The sequence below is a fragment of the Shinella sp. GW835-FHT14H05 genome (assembly GCF_058793575.1).
Genome location: NZ_JBXAFY010000002.1, coordinates 612,582 through 635,308, shown reverse-complemented (window position 1 = coordinate 635,308; position 22,727 = coordinate 612,582). Strand labels below are relative to the sequence as shown.

18 protein-coding genes are annotated in these 22,727 nt (G+C 63.3%); 16 read left to right on the top strand and 2 right to left on the bottom strand.

The window, feature by feature from the left end:
- Positions 1-22 precede the first annotated feature (22 nt).
- Complete coding sequence (locus AC1Q6Z_RS10360) at positions 23-1,462, top strand: aldehyde dehydrogenase family protein (protein ID WP_256115086.1); 1,440 nt, start codon at positions 23-25, stop codon at positions 1,460-1,462.
- A 64-nt stretch (positions 1,463-1,526) separates the two neighbouring features.
- Positions 1,527-3,137, top strand: coding sequence for a thiamine pyrophosphate-binding protein (locus AC1Q6Z_RS10355; protein ID WP_256115085.1), 1,611 nt, complete (start codon positions 1,527-1,529; stop codon positions 3,135-3,137).
- Between the two features lie 62 nt (positions 3,138-3,199).
- On the opposite strand, the gene AC1Q6Z_RS10350 is transcribed toward AC1Q6Z_RS10355, so the two are convergent.
- The gene (locus tag AC1Q6Z_RS10350; protein WP_256115084.1) at positions 3,200-3,856 is read right to left on the bottom strand and encodes a GntR family transcriptional regulator; all 657 of its coding nucleotides are present in this window, start codon (positions 3,854-3,856) and stop codon (positions 3,200-3,202) included.
- A 106-nt stretch (positions 3,857-3,962) separates the two neighbouring features.
- Positions 3,963-4,538: a VOC family protein gene (locus AC1Q6Z_RS10345; RefSeq protein ID WP_492647702.1), complete on the bottom strand. Its 576-nt coding sequence runs from the start codon at positions 4,536-4,538 to the stop codon at positions 3,963-3,965.
- A gap of 327 nt (positions 4,539-4,865) precedes the next feature.
- On the opposite strand from AC1Q6Z_RS10345, the gene AC1Q6Z_RS10340 reads away from it, so the two are divergent.
- From AC1Q6Z_RS10340 to AC1Q6Z_RS10275, 14 genes are all read left to right on the top strand, one after another.
- Positions 4,866-7,040, top strand: a complete 2,175-nt coding sequence (locus AC1Q6Z_RS10340; protein ID WP_492647701.1) for an alpha-ketoacid dehydrogenase subunit alpha/beta — start codon at positions 4,866-4,868, stop codon at positions 7,038-7,040.
- Positions 7,033-8,280: a dihydrolipoamide acetyltransferase family protein gene (locus tag AC1Q6Z_RS10335; RefSeq protein ID WP_492647700.1), complete on the top strand. Its 1,248-nt coding sequence runs from the start codon at positions 7,033-7,035 to the stop codon at positions 8,278-8,280. Before AC1Q6Z_RS10340 ends, AC1Q6Z_RS10335 begins: the two co-directional genes overlap by 8 nt.
- Before the next feature lie 41 nt (positions 8,281-8,321).
- Positions 8,322-9,368 (top strand): ABC transporter substrate-binding protein, encoded by a 1,047-nt coding sequence (locus AC1Q6Z_RS10330; protein WP_439619084.1) that lies wholly within the window; start codon positions 8,322-8,324, stop codon positions 9,366-9,368.
- A 71-nt stretch (positions 9,369-9,439) separates the two neighbouring features.
- Positions 9,440-10,705 (top strand): ABC transporter permease, encoded by a 1,266-nt coding sequence (locus tag AC1Q6Z_RS10325; protein WP_492647699.1) that lies wholly within the window; start codon positions 9,440-9,442, stop codon positions 10,703-10,705.
- A complete protein-coding gene (locus AC1Q6Z_RS10320) occupies positions 10,702-11,517 on the top strand; it encodes an ABC transporter permease (protein WP_492647698.1) in 816 nt (271 codons plus the stop codon). The genes AC1Q6Z_RS10325 and AC1Q6Z_RS10320 overlap by 4 nt, the downstream gene beginning before the upstream one ends.
- Position 11,518: 1 nt before the next feature.
- Positions 11,519-12,442, top strand: a complete 924-nt coding sequence (locus tag AC1Q6Z_RS10315) for an aminotransferase class IV (protein ID WP_492647697.1) — start codon at positions 11,519-11,521, stop codon at positions 12,440-12,442.
- Between the two features lie 74 nt (positions 12,443-12,516).
- Complete coding sequence (locus tag AC1Q6Z_RS10310; RefSeq protein ID WP_492647696.1) at positions 12,517-13,605, top strand: ABC transporter ATP-binding protein; 1,089 nt, start codon at positions 12,517-12,519, stop codon at positions 13,603-13,605.
- A 39-nt stretch (positions 13,606-13,644) separates the two neighbouring features.
- Positions 13,645-14,940, top strand: coding sequence for an aminotransferase class III-fold pyridoxal phosphate-dependent enzyme (locus AC1Q6Z_RS10305; protein ID WP_492647695.1), 1,296 nt, complete (start codon positions 13,645-13,647; stop codon positions 14,938-14,940).
- A gap of 403 nt (positions 14,941-15,343) precedes the next feature.
- Positions 15,344-16,555, top strand: a complete 1,212-nt coding sequence (locus AC1Q6Z_RS10300; protein ID WP_256115068.1) for an FAS1-like dehydratase domain-containing protein — start codon at positions 15,344-15,346, stop codon at positions 16,553-16,555.
- Positions 16,556-16,649: 94 nt separating this feature from the next.
- On the top strand, positions 16,650-17,693 hold the full coding sequence (locus tag AC1Q6Z_RS10295) for an ABC transporter substrate-binding protein (RefSeq protein WP_256115073.1): 1,044 nt from the start codon (positions 16,650-16,652) through the stop codon (positions 17,691-17,693).
- 112 nt (positions 17,694-17,805) lie between these two features.
- Positions 17,806-19,524, top strand: coding sequence for an ABC transporter permease (locus tag AC1Q6Z_RS10290; protein ID WP_492647694.1), 1,719 nt, complete (start codon positions 17,806-17,808; stop codon positions 19,522-19,524).
- 12 nt (positions 19,525-19,536) lie between these two features.
- Positions 19,537-20,607 (top strand): ABC transporter ATP-binding protein, encoded by a 1,071-nt coding sequence (locus AC1Q6Z_RS10285; protein WP_492647693.1) that lies wholly within the window; start codon positions 19,537-19,539, stop codon positions 20,605-20,607.
- Positions 20,608-20,655: 48 nt separating this feature from the next.
- Complete coding sequence (locus tag AC1Q6Z_RS10280) at positions 20,656-21,426, top strand: SDR family NAD(P)-dependent oxidoreductase (protein ID WP_492647692.1); 771 nt, start codon at positions 20,656-20,658, stop codon at positions 21,424-21,426.
- Positions 21,427-21,467: 41 nt separating this feature from the next.
- A complete protein-coding gene (locus AC1Q6Z_RS10275; protein WP_492647691.1) occupies positions 21,468-22,679 on the top strand; it encodes a CaiB/BaiF CoA transferase family protein in 1,212 nt (403 codons plus the stop codon).
- The last annotated feature ends 48 nt before the right edge of the window (positions 22,680-22,727 follow it).

The following is a 22,727-nucleotide window of genomic DNA, read 5'->3' as shown; positions in this document are numbered from 1 at the left end:
TGGGGCTTATGAGGAATCCGATATGAAGACTCTTCCTTTCCTGATCGCGAATGCCTGGCGCACCGGCCATGGTGCGCCGTTCCCCTCAATCAACCCGGCCGACGGAAGCGAAACCGCCATCATCGGTGGAGCGTCGTTGCAGGATGTCGACGACGCCGTGGCGGCCGCCCGGGTGGCTTTCCGCAACACCGACTGGCGCGGGCGCAAACATCACGAACGCGCCCGCCTCCTTTATCGCTTCGCCGATGGCGTGGAGGCGAGCCTGGAACGCCTCGCGCAGGTCCAGATGGAGGATAACGGCAAGACGCTTTCCGAATGCCGGGCGCAGGCGGCGAGTGCTGCCGCGACGTTCCGCTACTATGGCGCTGTCTGCGAGACATTCGAGAGCGAGGTCAACACGCAGCGCGGCCCGAGCATGACGATGACGGTATACGAACCAGTCGGCGTGGTCGCGGCCATCACGCCCTGGAACTCGCCGCTCACACTTGAAGCGCAGAAGCTGGCGCCAATCCTGGCCGCAGGCAATACGGTCATCCTCAAGCCGTCGGAAGTGACCTCCCGCGTCGCCTTGGAATATGCACGCATCGGCCTGGAAATCGGCTTGCCGCCGGGCGTGTTGAACGTCGTCACCGGCGCGGCGGATGTCGGCCGGGCCCTCGTCGACCATGACGGGATCGACATGGTCAGCTTTACGGGTGGCACAGCGTCCGGCCGGGCGATCGCCGAAACCTGCGCGCGCCGCCTGCGTCCGGTGGTGCTGGAGCTCGGCGGAAAGTCGCCGCACATCGTTTTCGCCGATTGCGATCTCGACCGGGCGCTCAAGGCGGTGGCGGCCGGCATTTTTGCCGGCGGCGGGCAGTCATGCATCGCCGGCTCACGCGTTTTCGTCGAGAGGGCTGTCTACCAAGATTTCATCTCGGCCTTTGCGGAGGCGGCGTGCAGCTACCGTTTGGGTGCTCCCGGCGCGGCGGACACCCGCATGGGGCCGATGGTCAGCTTCGGCCACCGCGCGTATGTGGCGCGTGCGGTCGAGATGGCGCGCAGCGAAGGCGGCGAGATTCTCGCGGGCGGCGCCGAGCCCGCCGACGGCGCCCTGGCGGAGGGCGCCTACTATCCGGCAACGGTCATCGCGGGTCTGACGAACCGTTCGAACGCGGCACAGCAAGAGATCTTCGGGCCCGTCGCAGTGGTGATCCCATTCGATGGGGAAGACGCCCTGATCGACCAGGCCAACGACAGCGATTTCGGCCTGGCGGCGGGCATCTGGACACGGGATTTCGCAAAGGCGTGGCGGGTCGCCCGCGCGATCCAGGCCGGCACGGTGTGGATCAACACCTACAAGGAAACCTCCATCTCGACGCCGTTTGGCGGCTTCAAGCAGAGCGGCCTCGGGCGGGAGAAGGGCCGGGACGGCATGAAAACCTACATGGAATCCAAAGGCCTGTACTGGCACGTCGGCTGACCTGCCGGCCCGAAGTTTTCGCAGGCGGCCCTGGCCGCGACATTCATCGATAGGAGATCTGGAAATGGCGACAACAGTTGAAGTAATGGCGGATGCGTTCAAGGAGGCGGGCACGCCGTTTCTGGTCGGCCATCCCGGCGGAGAATCCGTGGAGCTCATGGAGGCCGCCCGCCAGCGCGACATGCGGTTCATCCTCATGAAGCAGGAAACCGCCGGCGCGATGCTCGCGGCGACATGGGGCGAGATCACCGGCGCGCCGGGCGTATGCCTTTCGACACGCGGTCCGGGCGCCGCCAATATGGTCAACGGCGCGGCGCACGCCTTTCTCGACCGCGCGCCGCTGATCATGCTCACGGATCGCTATTCCCATCCCGAGCATGAAGTCGGGCTGCGCCAGCGCATCGACCAGCTCGCCGTCTATGCGCCGCTCGTCAAGTGGGGCACAACTATCGACGCACGCACGGTCCGGCAGCAGCTGCGCCGCGCGATGCGCACAGCCGTTGCCCCGGCGCCCGGCCCGGTCCAGTTCGACATTCCCCAGAGCGAGACGACCAAGGAAGCCACGGAATTGCGGGCCGAGCCGACATTGATGCCCAATGTTCTCTATCCGCAGGCAGATTCGGCAGCGCTCCGGCCGGTGCTCGATCGCCTGAAAGCCGCAAGACGACCGATCCTTCTGGCGGGTCTGGGCGTGCTATGGGACCGGGCGTCCGAAGGGCTGGTCAACTTGGCCGAGCGGCTGGGAGCGCCGGTTCTGGTGACGTCGAAATGCAAGGGCGCGATCCCGGAGGATCATCCCTTGCGCGCCGGCTGCATCATCGGCGGGTTGATTGAGCGCAAGCTCGTGATGGAGTCCGATCTCATCATCACCGTCGGCCTGGATGCGGTGGAGCTTCAGCCGAAGGCGTGGCCCTACGCCATCCCGGTTATCGCCCTATCAAGTACGCCTTCGCTGGATGCGCTCGTGCCTTCGCAGTTTGAGATCATCGGCAACCTGAATGTCCTGCTTGCGCAGGTGGCGGCGCTTTGCGGGCAGGGGGGCAATTGGGGCGAAAAGGCCGCAGCGGCATTCCGGACCGACGTGACCAACGCGCTCAACACGCCGAGCACCGGACTTTCGCCGCAAAGGGCCATGGAGGTTGCACGTAGCATCCTTCCGCGAGAAACCATTGCGACCTGCGATGCAGGGGCAAGCCGTCTCCTCGTCGTCCAGAAATGGCAATCCTACGGCCCGCGCGAGTTTCTGACGTCCAACGGATTGGGCTCGATGGGCTATGCGGTGCCGGGGGCGCTCGGCGCTCGGCTCGCGCATCCCGACCGGCCCGTGGTCGCCTTCACCGGCGACGGCGGTTTCCTGATGGCGGTCGCCGAGATCCAGACGTCGGTGCGCGAAAACCTGCCGATCATCATCGTGGTTCTGGATGACCAGCAGATCGGGCTGATCCGTGTCAAACAGGAGATCAAGGGCATTCCGCGCCACGGAATCGGCATCGGCGGGTGCGACTGGGAAAAGCTCGCACAGGGTTTTGGGGCGGATGGCGTCACCGTGGACACGGAGAACGGCCTGCAGGACGCCCTCAATGCCGCGTTGCGCTCGGGCAAGACGACGGTGATCGGCGTCAGGATTGACGGCTCGGGTTACGTGGAGCAGTTCAACGCCCTGCGCGAACTCTAGTCTGTGACGATCGAGGCCGGCCTTAATTCCATGCGGCCGGCCGGAACATCACCAGCGGATATTCAGAACGTTATGTTGCTGAAGGCCTTACGGTTTCGCTCCAACTCCATGCGGGTGCGGCGGATGTGGCTGTAGAGGGCTCTTTCTGAGTCCTCGACATTCCGCCGCTTGATCGCCTCCATGAGAAGGCGGTGCTCGCACTGGATGATCCAGAAGCGTTCCCGGCCGAGAAGCATCGTATAGGCCCGGCGATAATGCTGGGTCGTGTTCCAGATGCGCTCGATCATCGGGATGAGCGTCGGCATGGCCGTCGAGCGATAGCTTGCGAGATGGAATTGCCGGTCGAGCCTGAGGAACTCCTCGACATCGGTCGTGCTGTCGATGGCGGCGCAAATCTCTTCCAGGCCGAGAATATCCTCGTCGGTGAGGTGCGGCAGGCTTTCTCCGAGTGCAAGCGGCTCTATCCGCTCGCGAATCTTCCACATCTCCACGCATTCCGCGATATCGACGCGCGCGATCCACACGCCGCTGTTGGGCACGATGACGACGAGGCCTTCGCTTTCGAGCTGCTTGAGGGCTTCGCGCACCGGCACGCGGCTGGTGCCGAATTGCGCGGCAAGCTCCTCTTGGCGAATGCGCAGGCCCGGCGCGAATTCGCCGGTGAGGATTTTTTCGCGAATTTCTCCTGCGACCCGTAAGCCCAAGGTGGTGTCATTCATAAAGGCGGGCTCCTCCCGTACGCCGTGGGGCGACAACGCAGATATAACAGACAATATCCGCCACCCGTCCACCACTGTTTCGCGACAAGCCTGGCATTTGTTCCATCTAGGTCGCCGGGCCGGCAGGGTGCCAGAGGTGGCGCGATGTGTCCGCTTCATAGGCCTTGCCCCGTGGAAAGCACACGAGTTCCAACTGCATGCCCCAGGGGGCCAGGAAATAGACCCAGGTCTGGCCTGCGCTCGGGCCATCCGTCCGCACCACGGGCGTGCCGAGGATGCGGATGTCCCTTGCGCGCAGATAGTCGAGTGCCGCATCGATGTCATCGACATAGAAGGCGAGATGGTGCCCGCCGATATCGCTGTTGCGGGGTTGGCTCCTGTTCTGGTCGGGAGAAGTGTATTCGAATATCTCGAAGTTCGAGCCGTTCCCGCAACGCAGGAATTTCAGCCGCTTCATGACGGCGCGCGGATGCACGTTGAGCGCCGTTTCCATCCAGTCTCCATCCGACGCGAACGGGCCGAGTTCGTAGAACGATTCGCATCCGATGACGTTGACGAAGAAATCCACCGCCTCATCCAGGTCCGGAACCGTGAAGCCGATATGTTCCGTGCCCCTCAGGCCCGGCAGGCCGCGCCCCGCCGGAAGGCCGTCGTTCCGGTGGCTCTTGTCGTCTTCGGACATTCGGTCTCTCCCCCAGGCAAAATCGTCAATGAATCCATTTCCAAATAATTGGATACATTTATCTGTTTGTCGAGCGTATAAACGGCATAATTCGCCGATTATTGCCGCTAAATATCGATCTGTGAATATTTGTGGATACAATCCGTTGACATCGAACGCGGAAAATGAAAGCCTTGGCATAACAAGACCATCAGAAACGTGGGAACCACGCCGGCTCAGCCGGGAAAATCCAGGTCGTCCGACACCGAGCGCGTGACGCTTCATATCGCCTGTCGTTTGCAAGCCTCTTGCAAGCCGTGGCTACGCTATTGTCTGTTGAGGGAAGAAATGCCGCAAACGAAGAACGTGTCGAGTTCCACCCGTTGGCTCGACTTCGGGACGACCAAAAAAGACTGGGATGGCGCGAAAGCCGCCGAGCTGGAAACCGTTCTGTCCTCCCTCCACCTCATCCGGGCCTTCGAGGAAGCGGTACTCGAACTGGCGAACGAGGGGCTGGTCCACGGACCGGCGCATTCCTCGATCGGGCAGGAAGGCGGCGCGGTTGGATCCATCCTGCCGCTGAGGCCGGACGACCAGATCAACGGTTCGCATCGCGGGCACCACCAGTTTCTGGCAAAGGCCTTGAACTATGTCGCGCCGGGCGGATTGGCCTTGGGTGCGGACTTCGACGGGTCCGTCGTGGCGCTTCTTCGCCGCTCGCTTGCCGAAATCATGGGGCTTGCGGAAGGTTTTTGCGGCGGGCGCGGCGGCTCGATGCATCTGCGGTGGTACGAGGCAGGCGCGCTCGGCACCAATGCCATCGTCGGCGGCGGCGTGCCTTTGGCGGCGGGTGCCGCCTTCGCCCACAAGCAGTCCGGCACGGATGCCGTTGCGGTCAGCTATTTCGGCGATGGCGCCATCAACATCGGCTCGGTTCTGGAAACGATGAACCTCGCCGCCATCTGGCGCCTGCCGCTGTGTTTCTTCATCGAGAACAACCGTTACGCCGTCTCCACCAGTCTTGAGGAATCGACGGCGGAAACCCGGCTGGCGGCGCGCGGACAGGCCTTCGCCATTCCCTCCTGGCACGTCGACGGCATGGACCCGCTCGCAGTCAACCTCGCGATGAAAGAGGCGCTGGCGCATATGCGCGCCGGCAAGGGACCGACGATCATCGAGGCGGATGTCTACCGCTATTTCCACCAGAACGGCTCCTTCCCCGGCAGCGCCTTCGGCTACCGCATGAAGGAAGAGGAAGAGGCGTGGAGGGCGCGTGACCCGCTGGACCGGGTGGCAAAGGAAATGATCGCGCGTGGCCTGATCGACCAATCGGCCGTCGATGCGCTGAGGGCGCAGTGCAAGCAGGTCATGCAGGCAGTAATCGAGGAACTGACGGATAGGGTCGACAATCGCCGGTCGATCAAGCCCGGCTTGTGGCCGAAGCCCGATTTCTGCGATGTCGGCGTGCGGAGCGACGGTTTTGAACTGGCGACGCTGCGTTATGTTGAGCAATCCGGCTATGCCGGCAGGATCGAGCAGCGCAAGTTCGTCGACGTCATTGCCGAAGTGCTCGACCGGCGCATGGAGACGGACGACAGCGTCATCATTCTCGGCGAGGACATTCACCGCCTGAAGGGCGGTACAAACGGCGCGACGCGCGGCCTCAAGGCAAAATATCCCGATCGCATTCTCGGCACGCCGATCAGCGAAAACGCCTTCATGGGACTTGGCGGCGGCCTTGCCATGGACGGACGGTATCGCCCCATCGTCGAGTTCATGTATCCCGACTTCATGTGGGTCGCCGCGGACCAGGTGTTCAACCAGGTCGGCAAGGCACGCCACATGTTCGGCGGCGATATCGCCATGCCGCTGGTGCTGCGCACCAAGATCGCGATAGGCACCGGCTACGGGTCGCAGCACTCGATGGACCCGGCTGGCATTTTCGTGACCTCGCCGGGCTGGCGGATCATCGCGCCCTCGACGCCCTTCGACTATGTCGGCCTGATGAACACGGCGCTCGCCTCCAACGATCCCGTTCTGGTGATCGAGCATGTCGATCTCTACCAGGCGACGGGGCCGGCGACGGCCGGCGATCTCGATTATTTCATCCCGTTCGGAAAGGCCGCTGTGCGGCGTCAGGGATCAGCTGCGACGATCCTGACCTATTCCGCGATGGTCCAGGCGACGCTCGATGCCGTGGCGGAGACCGGGCTGGACGCCGAGGTCATCGACCTCAGATGCCTCGATCGCGCAAGCATCGATTGGGACACGATCACCGACAGCGTGAAGAAGACGAACATGGTGATGATCGTCGAGCAGGGACCGCGCGGCTCCTCCTACGGCGCCTGGCTCGCCGACGAGATACAGCAGCGCCTGTTCGACTGGCTGGACCATCCGATCGAGCGGGTGACCGGCCGGGAAGCGTCGCCCTCCATTTCCAAGATTCTGGAGCGGGCGGCCTATGCCGGACGGGAGGAAATCGCGACCGCCCTGAAGGCCCTGCCGGAGCGCCGCAATGGCTGAGTTCCTGGTCCTCCCCTCCGTCGTCGCCAATGCGCGCGACGGGACGATCGCCCGCTGGCTGAAGGCTGAAGGCGACATGGTCGCCTCCGGCGAGGCCTTTGCCGAGATCGAAACGGACAAGGCCGTCATCGAAATCCCGAGCCCGAAGGCCGGGCGCATCGCACGCATATTGCATGGCGACGGCGCGACGGTTCCCGTCGAGACGCATATCGGCGTTTTGGCGGAGGCCGGTGAGGATGATGCCACGGTAACGGCTTTCCTGTCGGGCGCGGCAGGCGCTGCACCCGTCGAGGAAGCGCCGCCGGCGGTCTCTCCCGTGGCAGCAGTCCCCGCACCGGCAACATCCGCTCGGATTTTCGCGAGCCCGCTTGCCCGCCGTCTCGCTCGTGAAGCGGGCATTTCCCTCGGCGATATCAGCGGAATGGGACCGCGCGGGCGCATCATGCGGGAGGATGTGGAGGCCTTTGTTGCCACATCTCTCGTGAAGCCCGCAGCCGTGCCGGCCGCCAAGGTCGTCATTGCCGAGGAGCTAGCTCCGGCCATCGCCGTGGACATCCCGCATGTGGCCACGCCGCATTCGCCGATGCGCCGCACGATCGCGCAGCGCCTCACGGAGGCCAAGCGGGCAATTCCACACTTTTATCTGAATGCTGACATCGCCATGGACGCGCTGATCGCCTTGCGCGCCCAGATCAACGCGGAAAGGCCCGATGGCGGCAGGCTGTCCGTGACCGATTTTCTGGTGAAGGCGGCGGCGGCGGCGTTCGATCTGGTGCCGGCCTGCAATGTCATCTGGACCGAGGCCGCGCTCCTGCAATTGCAGCGGACGGACATCTGCGTTGCGGTTGCGACGGACGGCGGGTTGATCACGCCTGTCGTCAAGAATGTCGGCAACAAGTCGCTCTCCGTCGTCTCCCGCGAGATCGCGGAACTGGCGCTGCGTGCCCGCGAAGGCGCGCTCAAGCCGGAGGAATATCGCGGCGGGTCCTTCACCATCAGCAACCTCGGCATGCATGGCGTCAGCGATTTCACCGCGATCATCAACCCGCCGCAGGCCGCAATCCTGGCGGTCGGCGCGATCGAGGAGCGCATCGTCTCGCGAAACGGCACGGCGGTCAGCGCACGCATGATGCGCGTGACGCTGTCGCTCGATCATCGCGCGATAGACGGCGCGGTCGGGGCGCAGTGGCTCGCGAGCTTCAAGGAGCTCGTCCAGAACCCGATGCAAATTCTCATCTGAGATCAATCCGTACGAACGACCAACAATGAAAAGAGAGGAACATGATCATGCATAAATACATGAAGACGCTTCTTGCCGCCGGCGTCATGGCGGCGGCCGGCCTTTCGGCGGCCGAGGCGCGCGACCTGACGGTCGTCGGCTTCGGCGGTGCGGTTCAGGATGCTTTCCGCGAAGCCTATTTCACGCCCTATGCCAAGGAAAAGGGTATCACGGTGCTGGAGGACACCACGAACGGCGGCCTCGCCAAGCAGAAGGCCATGGTCGAGGCCGGGAACGTCACCTGGGACGTCATGCAGATGGAGGACGACGAAGTGACCATGGCTTGCGAGCAGGGCCTGCTCGAGGACATGGACTGGTCGACCCGTGCGCATGCGGACGAAATCGACCCCTCCCAGTTCAAGGATTGCGCGGTCGGTGCGCTGAGCTGGGCAAACATCCTGACCTACGATGCCGGCAAGCTGACCGATGGCCCGAAGAACTGGGCCGACTTCTGGAACGTGGAGAAGTGGCCGGGCAAGCGCGGGCTGCGCAAGACCGCGAAGCTGACCATGGAAGTCGCCCTGATGGCCGATGGCGTAGCGCCCGCGGACGTCTACAAGGTCATCGCCACGAAAGAGGGGCAGGACAGGGCGTTTGCTAAGCTCGATGAGCTGAAGCCGCATATCCAGTGGTGGGAAAGCGGCGCGCAGCCGCAAGAATGGCTGTCGTCCGGCGATGTCGTGATGACGTCCGCCTATAACGGCCGCGTCGACACTGCGCAGAAGGAAGGCAAGAACTTCTCGATCATCTGGGACGGCCAGATCAACTCCGTCGAGTTCTGGGCCGTCATGAAGGGCACGCCGAACCTCGACCAGTCCATTGCCTTCGTGGAGTTCCTCATGTCGAAGGACCCGCAGGTGACCTTCGCCAACGCCATCGCCTACGGCGTCAGCAACGTCAAGGCGATGGAAGCCCTGCCGGCCGACCGCCTTGCCAAGCTTCCCTCCGCGCCGGACAACCTCAAGAACGCCGTCCGGTTCAATTCGGAATTCTGGATCGACCACGGCGAGGAACTGGCGGAGCGTTTTGCAAGCTGGGTAGCCCAGTAGTCGTCGCAACAACGTCTGAAGTCCTGTCGGGCAGTCGCTGTCCGACAGGATTTCCGGAGGCTCGAACCCAGATGACCCTGACCGTTCAAGACAGCGCTGAGACGCGGAAACTGCACCACGCCTGGGGCCAGGCCGGCAAGCGCCGGCGCACCATCTCGCTTTTGCTGGTGGCGCCGCTGTTCGTCTATGTCCTTCTGACATTCATGCTGCCGATCGGCATGATGCTCTACAAGGCTGTCGAGAATGTCGAGCTGATCAGGGCCGTGCCGGAAACGACCGTCGCACTCGGGCAATGGAAGCCGGAGAGCCCGGACGAGCTGCCGCCCGATATCGTCTTCACGACATTCCTGAACGAGATTTCCGCCGCCCCACGCAACCTTGTCGGCGAAGCGGCAAGACGCCTGAACTATGAGGTGAGCGGCTACCGCACACTTCTCACCAGCACCGTGCGCAAGCTGCGCACCCTACCCGAAAACCTCAGCGAAGAGGGTGCGGCGCGGCACTTCATGGCGGGCATCGACGCGCGCTGGGAGGAGCCCGCCTATTGGCACGCGATGAAGCGGGCATCTTCCACCTACACGCCCTATTACATGCTGGCGGCGGTCGATCTCGGCATCGACGATGCCGGGCAGGTCGTGCAGGCGCCCGAGGAGCAGCGCACCTATATCGACATCCTCCTGCGCACCCTCAAGACTGCGGCGATCGTCACGGCGGTATGCGTGGTCCTGGGCTATCCGCTCGCCAACCTGATGGTCGTAGCATCACGGCCCTTCTCGATCGCGCTCATCATTGCGGTGATGCTGCCGTTCTGGACCTCGCTGCTGGCCCGGACCTCCGCCTGGATCGTGCTTCTTCAGCGCGAAGGGCTGGTCAACTCGCTTCTCGGCTATCTCGGGCTGATCCGGGAACCGCTGGAACTCATCTTCAACACCACCGGGCTCTATATCGTCATGATCCACATGATGCTGCCGTTCATGGTCCTGCCGCTCTATTCCGCGATGAAGGGCATCCCGCCGCATTTCATGAAGGCCTCGGCATCGCTGGGTGCGCATCCGGTCCGCGGTTTCCTGAACGTCTACCTGCCGATGACCTTGCCGGGCGTCGGCGCGGGTGTGCTGCTGACCTTCATCGTGACCGCCGGCTATTATATAACGCCGTCGCTGGTGGCGAGCGCGCGCGACCAGATGCTCGGCTATTTCATCGCCTTCTTTGCCAACACCACCATAAACTGGGGCATGGCGTCCGCGCTTGGCATCATCCTGCTCGCCTGCACCGTCGCCGTCTATTTCCTTGCGGCGCGCACGGTTGGCGTGCGCCAGCTGGCGGGGCTGAAATGACGCAGTACCGCCATAAAATCACGGCCCTGCGCGCCCTCTACTACGCCTTCGGCGTCACGATGATGCTGTTTCTCGTCGTGCCGCTGCTTGCCATCGTTCCCCTGTCCTTCAGCTCCGGCAGTTTCCTGTCCTATCCGCTGCCGGGCGTATCGACACAATGGTACGAGCGGGTGTTCCAGGATGGGCCATGGCTCGGTTCGCTCAAGAACAGCCTGATCATCGGCGCGGTCTCGACGGTCGCCGCGACCATTCTCGGCACTCTGGCTGCCTATGCCTTTGCCCGGCGCGACCTGCCGATGCCCACCGCCATCCTCGGCTTCCTCATCGCGCCGATGATCGTACCACCCGTCATCAGCGGCCTCGGGATGTATTTCCTGATGGCGAAGGTGGGGCTGACGGCCAGCATGCCGGGCGTCATCATCGCGCACACGGTTCTCTCGGCACCCTTCGTGCTCATCACCGTCACCGCGACGCTGCAGGGTTTCGACATGGGGCTGCTGCGCGCGGCCGCAAGCCTCGGCGCGTCACCCGCCAAGGCCTTCATGACCGTTCTCGTGCCCGTCATATCGCCGGGCATCATCTCGGGCGCGCTCTTTGCCTTCATGACGTCGTTCGACGAGGTCGTGGTGACGCTGTTCCTTGCCGGACCGGCCCAGCGCACCTTACCACTCAAGATGTTCGAGGGGCTGCGCGACAATATCGAACCCTCCATTCTGGCAATGGCGACATTCCTGATGCTCATTGCCGTCCTCAGCCTCGTCGCCGCGCTGTTCCTCGTGAACCGCAACGCAAGAAACCTCGGAAAGGCCTGACATGATCCAGCAGAACGAAATCCACATCCCCAACCCGCAGGCCGGCGTCGCGTTCATGGACGGCAGGTATATGCCCATAGGGGAGGCGAGCGTGCCGATCCTCGATCGCGGCTTCGTGCGGTCCGACGCCACCTATGACGTCGCCCATGTGTGGAAGGGACGGTTCTTCCGCCTCGACGACCATATCGAGCGCTTCTTCGCCTCGATGCGGGGCCTGCGCATGTCGCTGCCCTATACCCACCAGCAGATCGCCGACATCCTCATCGAATGCGTGAGCCTGAGCGGCCTGCGCGATTCCTATGTGCAGATGACGTGCACGCGCGGCATGCCGCCGGTGGGAAGCCGAGATCCGCGCCTGTGCACGCAGCGCTTCTACGCCTTTGCCGCTCCCTTCGTGTGGATCGCGAACGACGACCAGCGCCGGCAGGGCGTCCCGATGATCGTCAGCTCCGTCCAGCGTATCCAGCCGCAGGCCGTGGACCCGCGCATCAAGAATTTTCACTGGCTGGATCTCACCATGGGTATTTTCGAGGCCTATGACCGGGATGCCTTCGTGGCTGTGCTGCGCGATGGCGAGGGCAACATCACGGAAGGCGCGGGCTTCAACGTGTTCGTGGTGAAGGACAATGTGCTCTGCACACCCGTCAGCGGCGTCTTCGAGGGCATGACCCGGCGCACCGTCATGGAGCTTTGCGAGCAATTGCAGCTGCGCTGCGAGGTCCGTACCGTCGGGATCAACGAGATCCTCGGCGCCGACGAAATCTTCATGACCAGCACGGCAGGCGGCATCATGCCGGTGACGACGATCGACGGCAAGGCGGTCGGCGATGGCAAGCCGGGCGCGCTCACCACCCGCCTGCACGATCTCTACTGGCGCCGCCAGGAGGAAGGCTGGCTCGGCACCGAGGTTGCCTACAGGGATTAGAAGCCGCGCATCGGACGCGTCGGGAAAACACTTGGAAACAGCGAATGCGCGGCGATGCGCATGGAAGGTCTTATATGGAATCCGGCACGATCGTCGAGTTCGTCGGCGTACAGAAGACATATGACGGGCACACGGTCGTCATCCAGAATCTGGACCTGTCGGTCAGGCAGGGTGAATTTCTCACCCTGCTCGGGGGCTCCGGCTCCGGCAAGACGACGACCCTGATGATGCTGGCGGGGTTCGAAACGCCGACGCGCGGCCATATCCTCGTCAAGGGCAAGCCGATCGAGCATCTTCCGCCGCATCGCCGCGGCATCGGCGTCGTCTTCCAGAACTACGCCCTGTTTCCCCACATGACCGTGGCGCAGAACCTCGCCTATCCACTCAGGATGCGCAAGAAAAGCCATGTCGAGACGCAGATGAAGGTCGACAAGGCCATCGAGATGGTGCGGCTCGAAGGCATGCAGCACCGCCGGCCGGCCGAGCTGTCCGGCGGCCAGCAGCAACGCGTGGCGCTGGCCCGCGCGCTGGTGTTCGAGCCCGACCTCGTGCTGATGGACGAACCCCTCGGCGCGCTCGACAAGACGTTGCGCGAGCACATGCAATACGAGATCAAGCAAATCCATCGCGACCTCGGCGTCACGATGGTCTACGTCACGCACGACCAGTCCGAGGCACTCGCCATGTCCGATCGCATCGCCATTTTCCAGGCCGGTGCGGTCGCGCAGATCGCAAGCCCGCAGGAACTCTACGAACAGCCGGCGAGCGTCTTCGTCGCAGGCTTCATCGGCGAGAACAACATTTTGTCCGGCAAGTCCGCGGGACGGGACGAGAGTGGGCGCGGCGTCGTTCTCCTGGATTGCGGCCAATCGGTCCGCATGCAGGCATCCGCCGGTTTCGCGGACGCCGGAAAGCCTTTGAAACTTGCCGTGCGGCCGGAAAACCTGGTGATCGGCACCCCGGCGCGCGATCGTCTCAATCAATGTTCCGGCAAGATCGCCGACACGACCTATCTCGGCGACCACCTGCGCGCGCTCGTGGATATCGGCATGGGGCAGACGATGGTGGTCCGCAAGCCACTTCAGGATTTTGCCCGCCCGCCGGCAATCGGCGAGGACATCCTGATCGGCTGGAACGACGGCGACGGGCACGTCTTCGCCTGACAGGCACAAGGTTGGATTTAAACAGGAGAGGCCATATCGATGACGACGAATTCCAGGGACCGTGCATTGAGGGAGCGGGCACGCGCGGTGATTCCGGGCGGCATGTACGGCCATGAATCCGTGGCACTTCTGCCGGAGGATTTCCCGCAATTCTTCTCCCGCGGCGAGGGCGCGCGCATATGGGACGCCGACGGCAACGAATATGTCGACTATATGTGCGCCTTCGGCCCCAACCTTCTGGGATATCGCAATCCGGCGGTCGAAGAGGCTGCGAGCGCGCAAGCCGCACTCGGCGACACGCTGACCGGGCCGTCGGAGGCGATGGTGACGCTGGCGGAGGATCTCGTCTCGATGATCAGCCATGCCGCCTGGGCGATGTTCTGCAAGAACGGCAGCGACGCGACCTCCATGGCGATGGTGCTGGCACGCGCCCATTCCGGGCGGCGCAAGATTCTGGTCGCCCAGGGCGCCTATCACGGCGCCTCGCCCTGGAACACGCCCAACCCGAAGGGCACGCTGCCGGAGGACCGGGCGCATATCCTCTATTTCCGCTACGACGATCTCGATAGCCTGCGGGATGCCTTCCGCCAGGCCGATGGAGATGTTGCCGGCGTTTTCGCAACGCCGTTCCGGCATGAGGTCTTCGAGGACCAGTTCCTGCCTTCCGCCGAATTCGCCAGGGGCGCGCGGCAACTCTGCGACGACGCGGATTCCCTGTTGATCGTCGACGAGGTCCGGGCAGGTTTTCGCCTGGCGCGCGATGCGAGCTGGAGCCTGCTCGGCGTGGAACCCGACCTCACCACCTGGGGCAAGGTTCTCGGCAACGGCTATCCCATCTCCGCACTTCTCGGCTGCGAGAAGCTGAGCGCCGCCGCGTCCAGCATCTATGTCACGGGTTCCTTCTGGTTTTCCGCCGTGCCGATGGCCGCCGCCGTCGCGACGCTCGCGGTCGTCAGGACATCGGACTATTTGGAACGCATGATCGCGCGTGCCGAGGAGATGCGCAAAGGCATTGCTGAGCAGGCTGCCGCGCACGGCTTCGGCATCCGCCAGACCGGCCCCGCGCAAATGCCGCAGATCTTTTTCGCCGACGATCCGGACATGCGCATCGGCTATTTCTGGGCCGCCGCCGCCGTCAGAAGAGGCGTTTACCTGCACCCCTATCACAACATGTTCGCGACCTCGGCGCTGACGGAAGCGGATATCGCCAAGACGCTCGCCGCCACGGACGAGGCTTTCGCGGAGTTGAAGCGCGCATGGGCCAATATCCCACCGCAAACCAACCCCGCCGTTCTTGCGCGAATCAAGGCCAAGGCGTTGCTCAGCCCGCGCTGACGGCATCGTCGACCAACGAGACTTGGAATTCGGAATGGACCACGGCGTATGACGCCTTGGTCCATTTTGCCGTTGCGATCGTCCTTCAAACGATCTGGCAAGAGTGCACCCTGAAGCGCTTTAAATCGCAGCGACATCATTACGATCTGAAAGCGGCCGTTCCCTATGCGCGGTCGCCTGGACGTCGCACGCTGTAGCACCTGCATTTTGCTTGTACCGCCGCCACCTCGCTCTCCCAGAAATAGCGTGTGTCCGAGTGTCTCGGCGCCACGAAGAAGGATTGACCGCCCCCAGATTACGCATTATGCATAATAACTGACTGTGAAGGGCGCCTCACGAACCGCCGGCTGGGCCGGTTGGTCTGGACGCAGGCGAGGCCCTTGTCTTCAAGCGGAGGAAATCGATGAATATGGAAGTACAGCCGGGCACCGGCATCACGGACCGTCCCCCCGAGGGCGTCATCACCGACGAGGCGATTGCCGAGGCACGCGCCATGATCGGCCTGCAGCTGCGGCCGGAAGGGCCGTATCTGCAGGATGCGACGGCCGACACGATGCGCAACTTCTGCAACGGCATCGGTGATCTCAATCCGCTCTACCGTGACCTGGAATATGGCAGGAACACGCGCTACGGCGCGCAGGTCGCCCATCCGATGTTCCCGATGGCCTATGGTTATGTCGGCCGCACGCGCTGGGGCTTGCCGGGCGTTCACGGCTTCTTCGCCGGTCATGACTGGGAGCTGTTCCGCCAGGTGAAGGCGGGCGACCGCATCTCTGCGGTGGAGCGCGTCGTCGGTGTCGAGGAGAAGGAGAGCAAGTTCTCCGGCCGCCTGGTGCTGCAATATGTCGAGGCGAGCTATGTCAACCAGCGCAACGAGCTGGTGGCGCGGTGCCTGGGCTTCTGCACGCGCCATGAGCGCAAGGCAGCCCGCGAGACGGGCAAGTACAAGGACATCAAGGCGCACGAATATACGCCTGAAGATTACGAGAAGATCGAGGCGGCGACGCTCGGCGAGGCCGACAACATCCGCGGCGAGAACGTGCGCTACTGGGAGGACGTGACGGAGGGGGAAAGCCTTCCGACGGTGCTGCGCGGCCCGCTGTCCTTGATGGACACGATGGGCTTCATGGTGGGCGTCGGGCGCGGCCACACGCACGGCATCCTGTTCCGCCGGGCGGCAAAACATCCCAAACACTTCTTCCGCTCGGACGATGCGGGCGGCGGGGTCGAATATACCGGCATCGGGCATGCGCGAGAATCGGTGGCCAAGCAGGTGGGTGTTCCCGGCGCGTACGATTACGGCCCGCAGCGCACGACGTGGATGGCGACGCTGGTGACGAACTGGATGGGCGACGCGGCCTTCCTGAAGCGGCTTCGTGTCGAGGCACGCCGGTTCAACATCATGGGGGATTCGACCTGGCTGAAGGGCAAGGTGGAGCGCAAGTACATCAAGGACGGGCACACGCTGGTCGATCTTGAGATTTGGGGCGAGAACCAGCGCGGCGAGATCACCACGCCGGGCAAGGCCACCGTACTTCTGCCCTCGCGCGACATCACCATGCCGATCCGCTTCGACGGCTCAGCCGTCAGCCTCGATCTGCCTGTCGTCAGATAGAGGCGCATGGGCCGTATTTCGAATGTCTTTCATCCGGCTGTGGGAGCAGCCGGATCAATGTCGGACATAGCGCAGGTTCAATGGGAGGAGAAAAATGAAAATGTCGACTAACCTGTTCAAAGTGCTTCTGCTGGGGGCAACGCTCGGATTTGCGGCGACGCAGGCCGCAAGCGCCCAAAGCTGGGATGAAATCACCGCCGCCGCAGAGAAAGAAGGCACGGTGGTCTTCTACCACAACATTCTGGCCACCGGCGTCGAGCCGGTCATCCAGGCCTTCAACGCGGACTATCCCAACATCAATGTCGAGCAGATTCGCCTGGGGAGTGAAGCCGTTACCGAGCGTTTCGGCACCGAGTTCCTTGCGGGCCGCAATCTCGCCGACGTCGTCATGACCAATCCGGACGACGACACCGCGGCCGGCATGAAAAACGGCTGGGCGCTGAAATGGGTGCCGCCGGAATTCGCAGACAATTTCGATCCGCAATACAATGACGGCGATCTGAACTTCACCATCCAGCATTCCCGCCAGATCCTGATCTGGAACAAGACGCTGGTTTCCGACGCCGATGCGCCCAAGGACTGGCAGGACATGCTCGATCCGAAGTTCAAGGGCAAGGTAGGGATGAGCCCGCCGTGGCGGTCCACCGCCATCCTGCAATTCGTCGGCTTCATCCAGGACAAGGTCGGCATCAAGGACTTTGCCGAGAAGCTGCGGGAGAACGACGTGCAGTTCTTCGATGGCTCGGGCGGCGTCGTGCAGGCCATCCTGCGCGGCGATATCGCTCTGGCCGAAATGAGCGATCTGCCGATCGACGGCATGATCAGCGACGGCGCGCCGATCGGCTTCATCTACCCGGCATCCGGCACCACGACGGCGGGCAAGATCGTCTTCGCCGCCGCCAAGGCACCGCATCCGAACGCCTCCAAGGTCCTGCTGAACTGGCTTCTCAGCGACAAGGGCCAGCGCGCCCTGGTGACGAACAACGGCATGTCGGTCACGCGCAAGGGCATGCCGGCGCTCGCCAACCTGCCGAACACCGGCGACATTCCCAACGCCATTTCCGGCGAAACGCTGCTCACCGAAGAGCGGGCGACAGAGATCGTCGGACAGTGGCGCAAGGTGTTCGGCGTTCAATAAGCCGGGCAGCGGATCGTCGAAACGATTGGCGATGCGAGGGCAAACCCCGCATCGCCAAATCGGGAACTGTCGTGGGCGGGATCCCCGTCGAGATCCCTTTGGGAGACACATAATGCATGAGGCTCAATCGGCTGTGCCGATAGCAAGAAAGCCGCACCTTAGGTGGGACCGGGAAGTCCTGCTGAAGGTCATCTACACAGCGACGCTGGTGCTCGTGGTGCTTCTGGTGATGACACCCTTGGCCGCGCTGATCTATGGCAGCTTCCGTTCCAGCGCACCCGGCGTGGAAGGCGACTGGACCATCGCCAACTACGTCAACCTCGCCAGCGCCAATCTTCTGAGCACGATCTGGCTGACGCTGCTGGTGGGCGTGCTTTCCGCGGTGTTCTGCGTGGTCATCGGCACGGCCATGGCGTTGATCATCCACAGGACGGACTTCGCCTACAAGAACATCATCACCGCGCTGATCGGGCTCGCCTTCTATTTTCCCGCCTTCATCCTGGCCATGGCCTGGATCATTCTCGGTTCGCCGGGCGGGCTCATCAATTTTCTCTTCCGCGACGTGCTGGGCATCACCGACGGCGTGAAGATCTACTCCGTCGCCGGGATCGTTTTCGTCACGATCCTGCACCAGGTTCCCTTCGTCTACCTCCTGATGCGCGGGCCGATCATCAGCATGGATGGGGTTTTCGAAGAGGCGGCGCGTGCCGCCGGCGCCCGCAGCCACCACGTTCTCTTCCGCATCACCCTGCCGCTCCTGTCCTATTCGCTGCTGTCCAGCCTGATCCTGACATTCGTGCTGGCAATCGAGCAGTTTGCCATTCCCGCCATGCTCGGCCTGCCGGGCCATATCACTTTGCTCCCGACGCAGATCTATCTGCTCGTCCGCTTCCCGCCCACCGATTACGGTCTGGCAGCGGCGGTCGGGCTGACGCTCGCCGCCCTGACGTCGCTCGCGATCCTTGCCCAAAGACGGGTGACGCGGGCCGGCCGGATGGCGACGGTCACCGGCAAGGCGGGGCATCTTCGCACGCTTCCGCTCGGACGCTGGCGCTGGGCGGCCAACACCTTTTGTTTCGGCTTTGTCTTCCTGTCGCTGATCCTGCCGTCGCTGATCCTGATCTACATGTCGGTGATCAAATGGTACGTCTCGAACCCGTCCCTGGCGCAATATACCCTGCGCAACTACGAGTTCATCTGGAACAGCGCCGATGCGCACAAGAGCATCTGGAACACGCTGATCGTGTCCGGGGTGGGCGGCATCTTCGGCGTGGCGCTGGCGTTCCTGACCTCCTATTTCACCGTTCGGCTCAAGCCGCCGAGCTATCGCCTGCTCGACTTTACGGCCAGCCTGCCCTTCGGCGTGCCGGGCATGGTGATGGCGCTCGGGTTCCTGTGGGCCTATGCCTATCTGCCGTTGCCCTTCTATGGAACGCTGGCGCTCATCATCGTCGCCTTCATCACGCGCTACCTGCCCTATGCGACGGAAGCCATCGGCGGCCAGCTCGTGCAGATCGACAAGTCGCTGGAGGAGGCCGCCTGGGTCGGCGGTGCCACGAAGCTCGGCGGGCTGCGCCGCATTCTCCTGCCGCTGTCGCTGCCATCGATTCAGGGCGCGTATTTCCTCCTGTTCATGGCATTCTTCCGCGAGATGTCCTCGGTCGTGCTGCTGTTCACGTCCAACTCCAAGGTCATCTCGATTTCGATCTGGGGCTTTTTCGAGGGCGCCGATTGGGGCCTCGCAAGCTCCTTCTCCGTGCTCACAACGCTGATCATCTTCGGCGTCATTTGGCTGATCGTTTGGCTGATGCCTGCGGCTCGGCGGGTATAAGGATTTCAGTCGATGAGCATTACAGTTCGTAACCTGGTCAAGCGTTATGGCCAGCTCGAAGTCGTGCATTCCATCTCGCTCGATGTCGCGGATGGCGAGTTTGTCAGCCTTCTCGGTCCGTCGGGCTGCGGCAAGACCACCACGCTGCGCTGCATAGCCGGCCTCGAAGACGCCAGCGGCGGTTCGATTTCGATCGACGGCAAGATAGTCTCGGAACCCGAGAAAAACGTCTTGGTGCCGACCTACAGCCGCGATATCGGGATGGTCTTCCAGTCCTATGCGGTCTGGCCGCACATGACGGTCGCAAAGAATGTCGCCTTTCCCTTGAGCGTGCGCGGTGTCTCATCGGACGAGATCCGGCGCCAGGTTGACGAGGCGCTTGGCATCGTCGGCTTGACGGAGCTCAAGGATCGTTATCCGTCACAGCTTTCCGGCGGCCAGCAGCAGCGCGTGGCGCTCGCCCGTGCTGTCATCGGCAAGCCGAAGGTGCTGCTGTTCGACGAGCCGCTCTCGAACCTCGATGCCAAGCTGCGCGAGGGCACGCGGGTGGAGATCCGTCGAATCCAGCGCCGGCTCAACGTGGCCGCCCTCTATGTCACGCATGACCAGGAGGAGGCGCTGACCATGTCGGACCGCGTCATCGTCATGAAATCCGGCCATGTCATGCAGGCCGGCAAGCCACGCGAGCTTTACCACGAACCTGTCAACCGCTTCGTCGGCGATTTCGTCGGCACGGCGAGTTTCCTGCCGGTCGAGGCGACGGGCGACCCGGCCGTGTGGCGCACCGCCGACGGCACCTCGGTCTGCGTAAGGCGCGCGGCGATGCTCGGTAACTCCAAGGCCTGCCAGCTCATGCTGCGGCCGGAAAGCGTCTCCATCCTCGACGACGACGCACAGGCGGCGGGATCGAACAGCCTCAAGGGCCGGGTTCTCGAAGCGAGCTATATGGGACCTTATACCGAATATCTGGTTGAGGTCAGCGGGGGGACGCTGAAGGTGCATTCCCAGTTCGACTTCGCCGTCGATGCGCCGGTGCAGGTCCATTTCAATCCCGACAGCGGCCGGATCGTCCCCGGCGAATAGCGCCGGCTGACCGAACCCTGATCGACAGCAATCACCGAAAGACCATCGATGACATCAGAACGGAAATCACTGGGCGGGCGCGTGGCGATCGTCACCGGTTCGGGGCGCAACATCGGGCGTGCCATAGCGCATGCGCTTGCGGGCGAGGGGGCGAATATCGTCCTCAACGGCCACCGCGACAAAGCGGCGCTCGACGCCGTGGCCGAGGAACTGCGTGCCCTCGGCGTCGAGGTCATGGTGAGGCTGGTGGATGTCGGCGACGCGCAGGCCGTGGCGCAGATGGTCGACGATGTCGTCGGGCAGTTCGGCCGCGTCGACATCGCGGTCTCGAACGTCTCGGTGCGCCTGCGCCAGGCCTTCCTCGATATTTCGCTGGATGACTGGAAGAGGGTCCTCGACACCAACCTCAACGCCGCCTTCTACATGGCCCGCGCCGTCCTGCCGCATATGAAGCAGCAGGGGTGGGGGCGCATCGTGCACATTTCGGGCAATGATGGGTTTCGGCCCATTCCCTTCCGCGCGCATAACGTCACCTGCAAGGCGGCCACCTTCGCTTTGTCGAAGGCGATCGCGCTGGAGTTCGGCGAGTTTGGCGTCACCGCCAACACGGTCGCGCCCGGCCTGACCGAGACGGTGAGGGACGAGGCGCATTACCCCAATTTCCGCGTCGAGCACGAAAAGCGCCGGCAGCAGATACCGGTGCGGCGCATGGGCAAGCCCGAGGACATCGCCGAATCGGTGCGGTTCCTGTGCAGCGACCGGGCCGGTTACATCACCGGACAGATCATGCACGTCAACGGCGGCGAGCACATGTTCTGAACGGCCCGCCGGCTTTTGCGAATTTAATGATGGAGCAGTCGATGCAGACGGAAACCTTAGCTGGCATCAAAGTGCTGGAGCTCGGATCGATGGTCGCGGCGCCGTTCGCCGCCCATATGCTCGGCCAGCTCGGCGCCGAGGTCATCAAGCTCGAGCCGGTGTCGGGCGATCCGACCCGCACCCTGGTGCGCGGCGGCCCGAGCGGCACCTTCATCGCCTATAGCCGCGGCAAGAAGAGCATCGCCGTGGACCTGAGCACGGAAGAGGGACATGACCTCTTCGCACGGTTACTGGCTGATGTGGATGTGCTCATCCACAACCTCTCGCCGAACGCCGCGCAGCGCCTGAACGTGACCTATGAGGATTGCACGCGGATAAAGCCGGACCTGATCTATTGCCACATCCGGGGCTACGGGCCGGGGCCGCTGGAGAACGAACTCGCTTCCAATCCGGTCGCGGAAGCCTCCACGGGGGTGATGTATTCACACCGCAACGACGGCCGCCCGACGCGGCTGGGGCCGTCCTACCACGACCAGTTTGCAGGCACTTATGCGGTGATTGGCATTCTGGCGGCGCTGCTGCGGGGCGATCGTGCGACGCCGGAAGAGCGGCATATGGAGATCGGTCTGTATGAGACCGGGCTGCACGTCGCCGGCCGGGATTATGTTGGCATGCAGTTGAAGAAGCATCTGACGGGCCGGGCGGATGTCGAGCCCTCGGGCGAGTTCAGCATGCCGGGCTATGGCGCCTACGAAACGGCGGATGGGCGCTGGGTCTATCTGATGATGCTGAACGATAATCACTGGAAGAAGTTCTGTGAATCGCTCTCGCTGGCCGTGGCAGGTGACGAGAGCCTCGCCACCTTCCGGATGCGGCGAAAGCGGCGTGCCGAGGTCGAGGAGATCGTGGCGCAGGCAATCGCAAGCTTCACCTTCGATCAGTTGACGGAACGCCTGAGCGGGACAGGATTCGCCTTTACCGAAATCGTAGCGCCCCAGGACGTGCTGTCCTCACCGCAGGCGCGGCATCCCGGCAAGCTGACGGCGCTGACCTTTCAGGATCTTGCCTTTGACGTGCCGGATTTTCCGTTGCGGGACAGGTCGGAGGCCACGGAACTGCCGCCGCCGGTGCTGGGCGCTCATACGCTGGAGATCATGCAGTCGCTGGGATACGATAAGGCGGATTATCAGCGCCTGCTCGACGCCAACGTGCTCGCCGATCCCGCCGCCGACAGGACTTGGCACCGTTCATAACCGACGATGGGAAAGCCGGTCGTCTTCGCCGGACGGCTCGGTTCGAGC